This is a genomic window from Pedobacter sp. (assembly GCF_965279535.1).
In the GTDB taxonomy this organism is placed as follows: domain Bacteria; phylum Bacteroidota; class Bacteroidia; order Sphingobacteriales; family Sphingobacteriaceae; genus Pedobacter.
Window position 1 is genome coordinate 3,908,653 of record NZ_OZ257244.1, and the last position, 14,032, is coordinate 3,922,684.

Sequence of the window (14,032 nt, forward strand, 5' to 3'; positions counted from 1 at the left end):
ATGGCTTTTTTTATGGCAAAAACCCGACGGTTTTTTGGCTGGCTTGCTATATGTTTGTAAGTATGGAAACCGAAACCTTACAAATAACAAATCCAGATGGGATTTATGATCCAAGACCTCATGGTTATTCGCATGTAGCCAGCATTAGCCCAAATTCAAAATTGGTTTTTGTAGCCGGACAGGGCGGGAGTAAAACTGATGGACTATTAAGTGCTGATTTTAAAACCCAGGTACAAATCGTTTTTGAGAATATAGGTGTCGCTTTAAAGAGCCAGGGTATGGAGATGAAGCAGATCGCAAAATTGACCACGCTGGTTGTAGATTATGATGAGGCCAAGCACGAAGTACTTATTGAAGCATCTAAAAAGATTTGGCCAGATCTTAAATTTCCTGTAAATACACTCATTCCCGTTCAAAGATTGGCTTTGCCTGGTATGTTGATTGAGATCGATGCAACTGCGGTTGCTTAAAAACCAGAATAAATCTGCTAACTTCGCCATATGGCCGAGCAGCAGAAAAACAATCCCTTACATGGTATAACCCTTGAAAAAATGGTGACCGATCTTCATGCACATTATGGCTGGGCAGAGCTGGGGTATATGCTTAGATTTGAGTGTTTTATTAATAACCCCAGTGTTAAATCGAGTTTGAAATTTCTACGCAAAACGGCCTGGGCCCGTAAAAAAGTAGAAGATTTATTCCTGAGTACTTTTCATAAGTAATCTATAATTTTCAGTTTTCCAGCCTGTTTCTTCTTTTTTTTGAAAAAAAATGATCACCCACTGTCACATTTTCAAAATAGCGGTGTCTTATTGGAGTAACTATTGATTGAAAGATCAAAACTGTTAAACCAACAAAAACATCTAACTAGCTATGAAAACGTATTTATTAATTATCCTGTGCATTTTATCTACGAAGACTTTCGCACAACTGCCTGCCATTAGTGGAAAAGTTACCGAACGGAAAAATGGTTTACCGCTTGAATATGCAGGCGTGGTATTGTCCAGCAAAACGGATTCGGCTAAAAGATTCGGGGTGGTGACCAATAAGGCGGGTGAATTTATCTTTAAAGAAGTGGTTCCCGGCGAGTACCGTATAAAAATATCTGTACTTGGCTATTTACCCCTCCTTAAAAATATTAGTGTAGCCAACAAACCGGTATCTCTGGGTACTATAAAACTTGAAGAAGATGCCATTTCGCTTAAGGATATTGCAGTGACAGGGAAATACGCTACGGCAACGGTGAAAAAAGACACGGTTGAATTCAATGCCGATGCTTATAAAACTAAACCCAATGCTGCGGTTGAGGATCTGATTAAAAAGCTGCCGGGCGTAACAGTTGATAAGGATGGAAGTATTTTAGTTGGCGGGCAGAAAGTAACCCGTTTAACAGTTGATGGAAAAGACTTCTTCGGAACAGATCCTAAAACAGCGACCAAAAACCTTCCTGCAGATGCCATTGCTAAAGTGCAGTTAATCGATAGCAAAACCTTAGAGGCAAAAGCCACAGGCATTGATGATGGCCAACGTGAAAAAGTACTTAACTTAACCATTAAAGAAGACAAGAAGAAGGGATGGTTTGGAAATGCAAGTTTATCGGGTGGAACTACCGATAAATACGGAAGTTATTTAAGTGCCAATCATTTTAACAAGAATCTTCAATTCGCAGTTTTAGGTATGAGCAATAATACCAATGATGCCAGTTTCGGATATGATGACCTTAATAGCTTCAGCAGCGGAAACATCGGTAATATTTTTGCCCCTCCTGCCGGAGGAAGTTTTTCTATTAATGTGAACAATGGTAAAACAACCATAGGGGGAAGCGGTGTTTTTGACAATAGTGCCATAGGCCTTTACACAACCCACAGTGGCGGTGTAAATTATAGTAATTCCTGGGGGAAAAACAATAAACTAAGTTTGAGCGGAAGTTACTTTACTTACTTCTCTTCAGGTTTAGGCAATAAGCTATCTAATGTGCAGGACTTGAGCGCCAGTGATATTTTGCGAACTTTGGATAATACGGATAGAAACAGTGATAACCAGGCCCATCGCTTTAATTTTAAGGCCGAATATCATCCGGATTCCCTTACCGATATTGTTTTAAGGCCAAATATCATTTTAAACAGTACCACCACCATAAATAACCGGGTTTTTAATTCTTTTTTTGATGATGCAGGCAAAGCAAATGATGGAAATCAATATTACAACCAGCATAATGTTACGCCATCTTTATTTGGTGAACTAAGTGTGCTTAGGAGGATGGCCAACAAAAAGGGCTCCGTTTCATTACGACTTAATGCCACTCAAAATACTTTCAATTCAGACTGGTTAAACAGGTCTCTGTTAAACCAATATACCAACGGTACGCCAACAGCCACTAACATTAATCAGGAGGCCAATCAGGAAAATGCGTCTAAAACTTATACCATAAATACGAACTATGCCAGACCATTGAATACAAAATGGAGCGCTAATATTGGTTACACTTACAATAGAAGCCTGGTTAATGCCGCTCAGGCAACTTTTGATTATAATGCCAGCACCGGACGTTACGATGTTATTGTACCTGGCTTTACCAATACTTTCGATAACCAGAATTACCTGAGTGCTGCAGGTTTAGGTTTTATTTTTACAGGTAAAGATTGGACTTATAATTTCGGTGTTAATCTTCAGGAAACGGGTTTAAATGCAAATACTTTTAATACAGGGGGGATGCAAATCAATCAAATTGAAAAAACTTATTACAATCTGCTACCCAGGTTAATGGTTAACTTTAAGAACAAAGCCAATCAAACTTTATCCATTAATTACAGATCTACCGTTAACCTCCCTTCGGTTACTGATTTACAACCTGTTCAAAATAATACGAATCCGTTATATCAAAGACTGGGTAATCCGGATTTGGAAGCCAGGAAAAATCACCGGATTTCGGTGAACTTTAATACTTTCAGTCCAGACAATAACCGTTATTGGAATGGATATTTTCTCTACAATTTGGCATTCGATGATACCGGGAATAACATCAGATACGAGAAAGGAGTTCAATATGTGCAACCAGTTAATGTAGATGGAAACTATTTCTTGAGAGCCGGAACATTTTTTGGCATGCCTGCAAAGCTGAAAGGCCTTAGGATGAATTATGGTTTAAATTTCTTTACAGAACACCGTACCAGCTTTATCAGCGATGAGAAAAATATTACCAACAGGTTTGAAGTAGGGCCAAACATTAACTGGAGTTATGATATCGACGATAAATTTAATGCTGGTATTTATGCGTATGTAGCCTATACCAAGGTGAATAACTCATTAGAGGCGGCAGTTGATAATCGCTACTTTACCCTTTCTAACAGTGTAAATGTTAGTTATGAGTTTATTAAAGACTTGCGGATAGAAGCTGATCTTGACCATATCGGTTCTGCAGGCAGAGCAGATGGGTTTAACAGTAATTATTTTTTGCTTAACGCCGGAATCAACAAATATTTGATGCAAAGAAGAGTAACATTAAGTTTAAAGGGTTTCGATATTTTGAAACAAAATACAAGCATAGACCGGATTATTAACAGCAGCCGGATAGAAGATGTTAGATTTAATAACATTACCCGCTACTTTTATTTATCACTCAACTATAAGCTTACTAAGGTGGGGGCCAAGAATGAACGCAGTAATCCGAGAAATACGGTTAATTAATGTATTGTTTGCAACTGATTAATTTTCAAGGTTAACGGATAACTCCAGTCAGAAAACTTTTTACGTTAACCCCTTGATTTTTAAAAAGAATTGTTCTACTTTTGCAGTCCGTTTCGTGGGCTTGCTATGCAGCAACCATTTTAACGGGAAAAAAAAATAAAAAAAGAAACATAAAAAGCAACAATGCCAACCATTCAACAATTAGTTAGAAAAGGTAGAGTAGCACTGGAGTTCAAGAGTAAGTCTCCAGCGTTGGACAGCTGTCCACAGCGAAGAGGAGTATGTACACGTGTATATACCACTACCCCTAAAAAACCAAACTCAGCAATGCGTAAAGTAGCCCGTGTTCGTTTAACAAACGGAAAAGAGGTGAATGCATACATCCCTGGTGAAGGTCATAACTTGCAAGAACACTCGATCGTTTTGATCCGTGGTGGTCGTGTTAAGGATTTACCGGGTGTACGTTACCACATCATTCGTGGTGCATTGGATACATCAGGTGTTGCTGGTCGTAACCAACGTCGTTCTAAATATGGTACTAAACGTCCTAAACCAGGTCAAGCAGCTGCTGCACCTGCAAAAGGTAAAAAGAAATAATCAGGGAGGAAATTAGAAATGAGAAAGTCAAAACCAAAAAAGAGAATTATTCTTCCTGATCCAAAATTTAATGATGTTCAGGTTACTCGTTTTGTAAATAACATGATGTACGATGGAAAAAAATCTATCGCATATGCAATTTTTTACGATGCTGTTGAAATCGCTGAGAAAAAAGCTGGTGAAAACGGTTTAGAAATCTTTAAACGTGCTTTAACTAACATCATGCCTGCTGTAGAGGTTAAAAGCCGTCGTGTAGGTGGTGCTAACTTCCAGGTTCCAACTGAGGTTAGACCTGAGCGTAAAACTGCTCTGGGTATGAAATGGTTAATTTTATATGCTCGTAAACGTGGTGAAAAAACCATGAAAGAGAAATTAGCTGGTGAAATCGTAGCTGCTGCTAAAGGTGAAGGTGCTGCTGTTAAGAAGAAAGAAGATACGCACAAAATGGCTGAGGCTAACAAAGCGTTCTCTCACTTCAGATTCTAGTATAAAATGATTGAATTATGAATGACTGAATAATTGAATGGTGCTACGCACTCAACATTCAAAAATTCGGTCATTCATTCATTAATAAAAAAAATGGCAAGAGATTTAAAATTTACAAGAAATATTGGAATCGCAGCTCACATTGATGCAGGTAAAACTACAACAACTGAGCGTATTCTTTATTATGCAGGTGTAAGTCATAAAATTGGTGAGGTGCACGAAGGTGCTGCAACAATGGACTGGATGGCACAAGAGCAAGAGCGTGGTATTACCATTACCTCTGCTGCAACTACAGTTAACTGGAAATACAGAGGCCAGAACTATCACATGAACATTATCGATACACCGGGACACGTGGATTTTACCGTAGAGGTAAACCGTTCGTTACGTGTATTAGATGGTTTAGTGTTCTTGTTCTCTGCGGTTGATGGTGTTGAGCCTCAATCAGAAACTAACTGGCGTTTAGCTAACAACTATAATGTTGCCCGTATTGGTTTCGTTAACAAAATGGACCGTTCTGGAGCTGATTTCTTAAAAGTTGTTAAGCAAGTTAAAGATATGTTAGGTAGTAATGCAGTTCCATTGCAATTACCTATCGGTTCTGAAGACCAGTTTAAAGGTGTAGTTGATTTGATCAACAACCGTGGTATCGTTTGGAATGAGCACGATAAAGGTATGACCTTTACTGAAGTTCCTATCCCTGATGATATGCTGGATGAGGTTGCTGAGTGGAGAGAGAAATTATTAGAATCAGTTGCTGATTATGATGAGTCTCTAATGGAGAAATTCTTCGAAGCTCCTGAAACCATCACTGAGCGTGAAGTTTTAGACGCTTTACGTGCAGCTGTTTTAGATGCTAAAATCGTACCTATGGTTTGTGGTTCATCTTTCAAAAACAAAGGTGTTCAAACCATGTTGGATTACGTAATGGAGTTATTGCCTTCACCTCTTGATTCAGAAGGTGTTGTAGGTACTAATCCTGATACTAACGAAGAAGTTTTATTAAAACCAAGCATTGAAGAGCCATTTGCAGCTTTAGCATTTAAAATTGCTACTGACCCATTCGTAGGTCGTTTATGTTTTATCCGTGTTTACTCGGGTAACTTAGAGGCAGGTTCTTATGTATATAATACCCGTTCAGAAAGTAAAGAGCGTATTTCTCGTATCTTCCAAATGCACGCTAACAAGCAAAACCCAGTTCCGAATGTAGCTGCTGGTGATATTGCTGCTGTAGTAGGATTTAAAGATATCAAAACTGGTGATACACTATGTGATGAGAAAAACCCTATCGTTCTTGAATCTATGGTATTCCCTGAGCCGGTTATCGGTTTAGCTATTGAGCCTAAAACTCAGGCTGACGTAGATAAATTAGGTATGGGCTTATCTAAATTAGCTGAAGAAGATCCTACCTTCAGAGTGCAAACTGATCAGGAAACTGGCCAAACTGTAATCTCTGGTATGGGTGAGCTTCACTTAGATATTTTAATTGACCGTTTAAAACGCGAATTTAAAGTAGAGGTTAACCAAGGTGCTCCTCAGGTAGCCTACAAAGAGGCTATTTTCGGAACAGCTGAACACCGTGAGGTTTACAAAAAACAATCAGGTGGTCGTGGTAAATTTGCTGATATCAAAATTGTTATCTCTCCAATTGATGCAGATTTTGAAAAAGGTGGTTTACAGTTCGTAAACGAAATTGTAGGTGGTGCTATTCCTCGTGAATTTATCCCTTCAGTTGAAAAAGGATTCACATCTGCAATGTCTAATGGTGTATTAGCGGGTTATCCGCTTCCTGATATGAAAGTACGTTTGATCGATGGTTCATTCCACGCGGTCGATTCAGATGCTTTATCATTCGAGCTTGCTGCTCGTATGGCATATCGCGAAGCTTTACCTAAATGTAAACCTGCTTTGATGGAGCCTATCATGAAAATCGAAATCTTAACCCCTGAAGAAAACATGGGTGATGTTATCGGTGATATGAACCGTCGTCGTGGTCAGTTACAAGGTATGGACACTCGTAATGGTGCACAGGTTATCAAAGCATTGGTTCCACTTTCAGAAATGTTCGGTTATGTAACGCAGTTACGTACCATCACTTCAGGTCGTGCAACTTCTACTATGGAATTTGATCACTATGAGCCAGCGCCTAAAAATGTTCAGGACGAAGTAATTGCTAAGTCTAAAGGCAGAATTAAATCTGAAGATTAAGTAAAATAAATCCGGTCACTGTTATAAATAGCTCTAACAGTGATCATAATTAAAATAAAAAATGAGCCAAAGAATCAGAATTAAATTAAAATCTTACGATTACAACTTAGTAGATAAATCTGCTGAGAAAATCGTAAAAACTGTTAAACCTACGGGTGCAGTTGTAAGTGGTCCAATTCCACTTCCTACAGAGAAAAAAATCTTTACTGTATTACGTTCTCCACACGTAAACAAAAAAGCAAGAGAGCAATTCCAATTATGCGCTTACAAACGTTTATTGGATATTTATAGCTCTAACTCTAAAACAGTTGATGCTTTAATGAAACTTGAATTACCTAGCGGTGTTGAAGTTGAAATCAAAGTGTGATAGATTTTAAAGAGAAACAGGAAAGCCTTAACGAAAGTTGAGGCTTTCCTGTTTTTATACTGTGGCTAAACTTTGTTGCTTATCTATTGTTATTCATAAAAACGTGTACTATGAATGATGAGGTAAAAAAAGAGGGGATAACACCCTCATCTGCTAAACAGCAAGGGAAAATTGTTGAGGATTCACCGTTTTCAGCTTTGGAACTTTCAAGAATGGACAATCCGCCTGAAGAACGGGAAGAAAATGGCTCAACAAAAAACCAAGTTGACGATGTACAACATGATAAACAGAATAAAGGAAAAAATTAATTGTGTTATGTATTTCATTTTTAGTTAATTAATAAACCTTTTTAATGATTCTGTTGTTATAAATAATAAATGATAAATAGAATAGGCCATGGAAAATAATAAATCGGAAGAGAATAAAGCAATGAAAGAGGATGAAGGTATAGAATGGGATGGTGATGATGCAACTTATGGCCACGCAGTTAATAGTTCTGCTTTCAAAAGAAAGGATTTGCCGGACGAACAGCACCAGGCCAAAGCACAGGAAACCAACAATGCCGAAATCAGAAAGCACTTAAAAAACACGAAATTTATAAAGGAAGCTGATATTGCATCCCGTAATAAAAATGAACAAAAGGGCATTGGCGGTAAAGACTTATAACTAAAAAGGGATTAACATTGTTGTAATCCCTTTTTAGTTACTTTATGAATATTCCGGCAGATGGAGTTATCATAAAACTCAACAACAGAATGCGTTAATTTAAGCAGTGGTTTTTAAATACCCTCAAATTCGTAATTAGTTAATTGATTTGTTTTAATCGTCGTTGCGAGTTCTAATAGTTTGGCAAATTTGATAATCTTTATATCAAACGGCAACTGGTCTTGATATTTACTTATTGATAAATATCAAGACTATCTGCAATCAATTCAGACGAACCTGTCAGTATAGATCACTGGTCTGTCTGAAATCTCTCTTCACCTGCTGTCCAAATTCTTTAATCTTATCCATTATCTCGGGAGACTTTTCTTTAAAATCATCGACTAACGATTTACCATCTGTTGATCTTTTTTTCGTTGCATATTGGTAGCCATAAACTGCAGCAGCTCCAAGCAATGCATATTTTAATAAGCCCATAGTTTTATATTTTTAAGTTAAATTCCTGTATTTAATACTTCATCCTCATCTCTTTGTTGAGTAGCCGTATTGGTATTGTTGAAGTCATCAGATGAGCTTCCGGTATGACTGGCTGCACTTTCTTTTGTGGGATACTTGTCTGGAGAATGATACGCGTCATCACTTAATGAATCTTTCCCCTGTGTTCCTGTATTGTCAAAACCATCTTTAGCAGTTACAGGCATGTTCCTTAAATTAGTTGCATTTTCTTTGGCAATGGTCTCTCTGCCAAAACTGGTAACTTCATTTCCATCGTTTCCATGTTCGTAAGCTTTTTGAACAGCCGACTTTTCAGCAGCTTTTTTATCCTCCCCAACATAACCCTCCAGGTGCTCCCGCTTGTTATAGATACTCGTTTTCATAACTTCCTTTTTTTGAAAAACACCTGGAAAAGGTAAAAGTTTCAAATAGATCTCCTTTTAAAGGATTTTCGCACAATTTTTCATTGGCATTTTTGGCTTTTGTTTAACTTGCGGCTTATTTAATATAGCCTAGTATAAATGGATTGGAAATATTTACTCTCGAATAAGAGATTTGGTCAGGAACAGTATGGTGCAAGTACAGATAAAGCAAGATCTGATTTTCAGCGGGACTATGACAGGCTGATTTTTTCATCTCCATTCAGGCGATTACAAAATAAAACACAGGTATTTCCTTTGCCGGGTAGTGTTTTTGTACACAATCGTTTAACCCATAGTTTAGAAGTAGCCAGTGTGGCCAGATCAATGGCTAATATTTTCCTCAATACCGTAGAAGAAAAAAATCCAGGGTTGATCAAAGATGCCCCTTTACTAACTGAGGTGGGGAACATTGTTGCTGCGGCATCCTTAGCTCACGATTTAGGCAATCCTGCATTTGGCCATTCGGGCGAAGCCGCCATTTCACGTTATTTTACTGATGGTGATGGTAAGGTGTATAAAGATCAAATGTCTGATGAGCAATGGCACGATCTGATCAATTTTGAAGGTAACGCAAATGCAATTAGAATTTTAACACATCCGCTTAAGGGAAAAGGGAATGATGCCTATGCGCTCACTTATTCAACGCTGGCTTCTATCGCAAAATACCCTTGTTCGTCTATTGCTGGCAAACAAAAGGGCTTGCTTCACCGCAAAAAATATGGTTTCTTTCAATCTGAAGTAGATACTTTTAAAAAGATCGCCAATGAATTGCAGTTAGAACAGGAAGAATCAGCGCATCTGATTTACAAAAGACACCCTTTAGTGTACATCGTAGAGGCTGCTGATGATATCTGTTACAGTATTATCGATTTGGAAGACGCCCATCGCTTAAAAATATTATCCTATGAGGAAGTGAAAGGTTACTTATTGCCATTCGCCAATTCTAAAACCATCGAAGATCGTTTGATCAATGATTATGAAGATGATGATGCGAAAATCGGACTTTTAAGGGCCAAAGCCATTAATACCTTAACCCGGTTATGTGCCGATATATTCTATAGAGAACAGGATAGCTTATTAAGGGGAGACTTGAATCAGAGTCTGACAGATTTAATCCCTGAGCCTTATTTAACCGCATGGAAAGCTATCGAGAAGGTTTCAATTGAACGGATTTATAATTTCTCATCGGTAATACAGAAAGAAGTAGCCGGATATAAAATTATGGCCGGGCTATTGGAGGAATTTGTACCTGCATTGATTCATAACAACACGCATTATTATAAAAAGCTCGTGAAACTGATTCCAAAACAGTATCATACTGATTTGCCTGATATTTATTCCCGCACACAGAGTGTACTGGATTTTGTTTCGGGCATGACCGATTTATATGCTGTTGACTTGTATCGTAACATTAAAGGAATATCTTTCCCATCGGAAACCTAGTTGTTTACAGCCCTGTACAAAAGCGCCCGTTAATCCTCTTCTAAAGGTGTTAACGGGCGCTGTATTTCAAATGAAAGGTTTTTATCTTAATCTACCATCGTCCCACTTGTTGCGTTCATCCTGGAGCTCGCGTGCAAGTCTCATTTCTTTGTCCTTGGCCTTCACCTTGTGTGCCTGAAACTCATCAGCTACCTCTTGGTACAGCTGCGTTCTGTAAACAGCTTCTCTTCTGTACTTGCCTGATTGAAAAACAATAAAGGCTAAAACTGCAGCGAGAACAATGATAATGGTCCATACAATGGTATTATAAGTTCCCTTATCAAAAGAAATACCCAGAAACTTAATTTCGTTTACCATCGCGTTGGAAGAGGCTAATGAACTCTCTTTACCAGATACTTCAGTTTTTAATCCGGCAATGTTTTCGCTTTGTGATTTAATTTGTTGTCTGGCTTCCTGCAGCTGTTTGCGTTCTTTCCTCAACGTATCATTAACACTTTTCCAAAGTGAAGATAGCCTTGAAGGATTGATCAATCTAGCTCCATTAAAGTTTTTCGATTTAGACAACATGAAATTGTACTGTCCGTTTAACGATGGATCAGCATTTTTTGAAGTGTCTCTAACAACTTGGGCGAATGTTGTATTAAAAATCAACATGGCCAGAAAAAACAATAGAAGGTGTTTAGGTTTTTGCATAGTTAAATTATAGGGTTCTTATTGTAAAACTACGTTTTTAAATATTTTCTTTTCAAGCCCTTTTGCATAATGTTGATGTGAAAATATGAAAACATGTTTGTTTTGATTTATAACATAACAATTTTATCGAAGATTTATTATAATTTAATTAACGATAGATTACATTTGTTGCATGCAAATAGGAATAATAGGCTTAGGTGATATGGGCAAATTGTATGCTATATCCTTCGCCGCTTCAGGATATAAGGTATGTGGAGCAGATATGCCACTACGTTTTGCCGATTTAAAAAATGAGCTCGAACCTAAAGGAATCGAGATTTTAGTTGATGGACATGAAGTTTCCCGCAAATCTGATTTTATTATTTATTGTGTGGAAGCAGAAAAAATTGATGAAGTGGTTGCTACTTTTGCACGTTCTACTAAATTTGGAGCAATTGTTTCCGGTCAAACTTCTGTTAAGCACCCTGAAATTGCTGCTTTTGAAAAATACCTTCCTGAGGATGTTCAGGTTGTAACCTGCCATTCATTACACGGCCCGGCTTTTAGTCCCGAAGGGCAAACCCTCGTTGTGGTAAGGCATAAGGCCACTGATGAAGTTTATCAGAAGGCATTGGAAGTTTACCAATCGCTAAAATCAAACATCATTGAGATGGATGATTATAAGGAACATGATAGAATTGTGGCCGATACCCAGGCCGTTACCCACATGGGTTTTGAAAGCATGGGTTCTGCCTGGAAAAATGCAGGCTTTTTTCCCTGGGATAACCCAGCTTATGCAGGAGGGATAGATAACGTTAAAATTCTGACTACACTGAGGATCTTCAGCTATAAATCTCACATATACGCTGGTTTGGCAATCTTGAATCCCTATGCCCAAAAGCAAGTAAAATATTATGCGCAGGCAGAATCTGAACTTTTCAAACTGATGATTTGTGAAAACGAAAATGAATTTAGAAGTAAGATTTTTGCTGCCCGCGACTTTGTTTTTCATGAAAGCAGGCAACTTTTGCTCCTGGATGATAATATCATGAAGGAGTTCAGTCTTTCTGATGCGGAGCATAAACAAAAACCGAATTCTCACCTCAGTTTACTAAGTATGGTGTATGCCTGGTATAAAATGGGCGTTAATCCTTATGATAATTTAATTTGTCAAACACCGCCTTTCAAACTGCGCCTGGGCATTGCCGAATACCTGTTTAAAAATGAGGATATGCTGGAAGAATCAATCCAAACGGCATTATACGATAAATCAATCAGGGGTGATGATCTTGAATTTCACACTGCAGTGCATGAGTGGGCTTCTATCATCGGATATGGAGATATCAATGGTTATAAAGCCCATTTTGAAGCCGCAAAGTCTTTCTTCGCTAACCGATTGAACGATGGAAGGGATTTAAGCGCGGAGATGATCAAACGACTGGGAAAATAAGCTTTAACGAAAAATCTGAATCAATGGCCTCTTATTCTTTTTGTTTTCAGGTTGTAAACTCTGTTAAGTATTTTATATACGGTGCAGTGTTAGGCTTCTGCTTAATGGTTGCGTTGCTGTTACTTAATTTACTTAATGTAGCGCTGCTTATATTGGCCGTTTTTGTCCCTTTTATTTTTGGAGGATGGCTTTTTTATAAGAAAGGAAAGGGATCAGATCATATCATTTTAGATCAAGCAGGTTTTACTTCATCGTTTTTTGGAAGGGTAGAGTTTGAAGAGGTAGATCGTATTCCTCATCCCGCCTGGTTGGGGGCGCCCGTGCCCTCCTTAAAGATCGTATTGAAATCTGGGAGGAAGTTAATGTGGGGCTTGAGCGATGTAGGCAGTGTTTTTAATACTTCAAACGATGCACTGATATTCAGGTCTTTTATAGACGATTTATACCTTCACCTTGAGAGAAATGCCAAATCTGCTGAGCTTGGAAAAGTTCATCCTGAAGTTCACAGTATGTTAAATTTAGATGAAAGCCCTTCAGCACAGCTTAATAAGGTTAAAGTTAAGTATGGCAAGCAAGCCATATTCTGGCCGATTGGACTTTTCTTTTCAATAATCATTTGCATTAAAACCTGTGGGATTGATTTTATACAAAAGAATAAGGACAAAGAAATTACTACAGCTTTTCGAAATAGCGAACGCCGGTACCAGGAAAATATTCAGGCATCCAAATTAGTATTGGATAGTTTCGCCAAAACATTAGGTCCCGTGTATCTCTATAGTAATGATCAAAATATCAATGTATTGCTCTTGCCTATAATCAAAGAAGAGAATGCATTAGATCAAGTACCTGCTTTAAAACATGCCCTTACCAGTGTTGAACTCAAAAAGTTCATACAGCATCCGGATAGCGCACAATTTGTTACTGTATTGGTAGATAAGGGACAAGAGATGACGGTAATGAAGAAGAGCATGATGAATTATGGTGATTCGACTGATACATTTCTATTCCTTCGTTTTTATGATCCTGGCCAGATGGTTAATCCTGATTCCTATTCGAAGCGTAAACAGATTGACTCTTCCAGATTTGTTCCCTTTGATTTAACAACTGGTGTAATGATTAAAAAAGGGGAATCGATTAGTGAGAGCCTGGAGAACTCAATTGTCTCTTTAAAGATGATGCTTGCCCAGGCCAAACTCAGACCTCAGTTTCGTATCTATTTAAGCGGCGCAAAATATAATAACGTTTCTAGAGAACTTTTCAATGAGGTGGTTGCCGAACTCAGGAAGAAGCTTGTCGCTGCTGAGGTAGATACACATGCGTTTAAAATCACATCGCATAATCATTAGTTTATTGGGCATTAGTTAATTAGTCATTAGTTCGTTAGTCATGGGGCATTAGGTCAGTTGCCTATTCATTCATTCTATCATTCACTCATTCTCTAATTCTATTATTCACTCATTCTAATCATTTATCCATTCAATCATTTCTATATAGCATATAGACTTTATTTTATCCATTCAATCCTTCGTTTAGTAAAAAACT

General features: G+C 38.0%; 15 protein-coding genes. 12 read left to right on the top strand and 3 right to left on the bottom strand.

Going from position 1 to position 14,032, the window contains the following annotated elements:
- Nucleotides 1–62 precede the first annotated feature (62 nt).
- From ACQY77_RS15875 to ACQY77_RS15915, 9 genes are all read left to right on the top strand, one after another.
- Entirely contained in the window at nucleotides 63–470 is a 408-nt protein-coding gene (locus tag ACQY77_RS15875) for a RidA family protein (protein WP_421941180.1), read from the top strand.
- 30 nt (nucleotides 471–500) lie between these two features.
- Nucleotides 501–722, top strand: a complete 222-nt coding sequence (locus ACQY77_RS15880) for a VF530 family DNA-binding protein (RefSeq protein ID WP_421941179.1) — start codon at nucleotides 501–503, stop codon at nucleotides 720–722.
- Between the two features lie 151 nt (nucleotides 723–873).
- Nucleotides 874–3,687: an outer membrane beta-barrel protein gene (locus ACQY77_RS15885; RefSeq protein ID WP_421941178.1), complete on the top strand. Its 2,814-nt coding sequence runs from the start codon at nucleotides 874–876 to the stop codon at nucleotides 3,685–3,687.
- 183 nt (nucleotides 3,688–3,870) lie between these two features.
- A complete protein-coding gene (rpsL, locus tag ACQY77_RS15890) occupies nucleotides 3,871–4,284 on the top strand; it encodes a 30S ribosomal protein S12 (RefSeq protein WP_010599925.1) in 414 nt (137 codons plus the stop codon).
- A gap of 18 nt (nucleotides 4,285–4,302) precedes the next feature.
- On the top strand, nucleotides 4,303–4,770 hold the full coding sequence (gene rpsG, locus ACQY77_RS15895; protein WP_055910127.1) for a 30S ribosomal protein S7: 468 nt from the start codon (nucleotides 4,303–4,305) through the stop codon (nucleotides 4,768–4,770).
- Between the two features lie 93 nt (nucleotides 4,771–4,863).
- Nucleotides 4,864–6,978, top strand: a complete 2,115-nt coding sequence (gene fusA, locus ACQY77_RS15900) for an elongation factor G (RefSeq protein WP_421941177.1) — start codon at nucleotides 4,864–4,866, stop codon at nucleotides 6,976–6,978.
- Nucleotides 6,979–7,039: 61 nt separating this feature from the next.
- A complete protein-coding gene (rpsJ, locus tag ACQY77_RS15905) occupies nucleotides 7,040–7,345 on the top strand; it encodes a 30S ribosomal protein S10 (RefSeq protein WP_008244591.1) in 306 nt (101 codons plus the stop codon).
- Between the two features lie 110 nt (nucleotides 7,346–7,455).
- Entirely contained in the window at nucleotides 7,456–7,653 is a 198-nt protein-coding gene (locus tag ACQY77_RS15910; RefSeq protein WP_421941176.1) for a hypothetical protein, read from the top strand.
- 88 nt (nucleotides 7,654–7,741) lie between these two features.
- Complete coding sequence (locus ACQY77_RS15915) at nucleotides 7,742–8,011, top strand: hypothetical protein (RefSeq protein WP_421941175.1); 270 nt, start codon at nucleotides 7,742–7,744, stop codon at nucleotides 8,009–8,011.
- A 279-nt stretch (nucleotides 8,012–8,290) separates the two neighbouring features.
- Here ACQY77_RS15915 and ACQY77_RS15920 read toward each other — a convergent pair whose 3' ends face one another.
- Entirely contained in the window at nucleotides 8,291–8,485 is a 195-nt protein-coding gene (locus ACQY77_RS15920; RefSeq protein WP_421941174.1) for a YtxH domain-containing protein, read from the bottom strand.
- A 17-nt stretch (nucleotides 8,486–8,502) separates the two neighbouring features.
- Complete coding sequence (locus ACQY77_RS15925) at nucleotides 8,503–8,886, bottom strand: hypothetical protein (RefSeq protein ID WP_421941173.1); 384 nt, start codon at nucleotides 8,884–8,886, stop codon at nucleotides 8,503–8,505.
- Between the two features lie 138 nt (nucleotides 8,887–9,024).
- Between ACQY77_RS15925 and dgt the strand changes: the two genes are divergently transcribed.
- The gene (gene dgt, locus ACQY77_RS15930) at nucleotides 9,025–10,368 is read left to right on the top strand and encodes a dGTP triphosphohydrolase (protein WP_421941172.1); all 1,344 of its coding nucleotides are present in this window, start codon (nucleotides 9,025–9,027) and stop codon (nucleotides 10,366–10,368) included.
- An 81-nt stretch (nucleotides 10,369–10,449) separates the two neighbouring features.
- On the opposite strand, the gene ACQY77_RS15935 is transcribed toward dgt, so the two are convergent.
- The gene (locus tag ACQY77_RS15935; RefSeq protein WP_421941171.1) at nucleotides 10,450–11,061 is read right to left on the bottom strand and encodes a hypothetical protein; all 612 of its coding nucleotides are present in this window, start codon (nucleotides 11,059–11,061) and stop codon (nucleotides 10,450–10,452) included.
- A gap of 172 nt (nucleotides 11,062–11,233) precedes the next feature.
- Here ACQY77_RS15935 and ACQY77_RS15940 point away from each other — a divergent pair, with 172 nt between their 5' ends.
- Together ACQY77_RS15940 and ACQY77_RS15945 are read left to right on the top strand one after the other, a co-directional pair.
- Nucleotides 11,234–12,490, top strand: coding sequence for an NAD(P)-binding domain-containing protein (locus ACQY77_RS15940; RefSeq protein ID WP_421941170.1), 1,257 nt, complete (start codon nucleotides 11,234–11,236; stop codon nucleotides 12,488–12,490).
- A gap of 23 nt (nucleotides 12,491–12,513) precedes the next feature.
- Nucleotides 12,514–13,836 (top strand): hypothetical protein, encoded by a 1,323-nt coding sequence (locus ACQY77_RS15945; RefSeq protein ID WP_421941169.1) that lies wholly within the window; start codon nucleotides 12,514–12,516, stop codon nucleotides 13,834–13,836.
- Nucleotides 13,837–14,032: the final 196 nt, after the last annotated feature.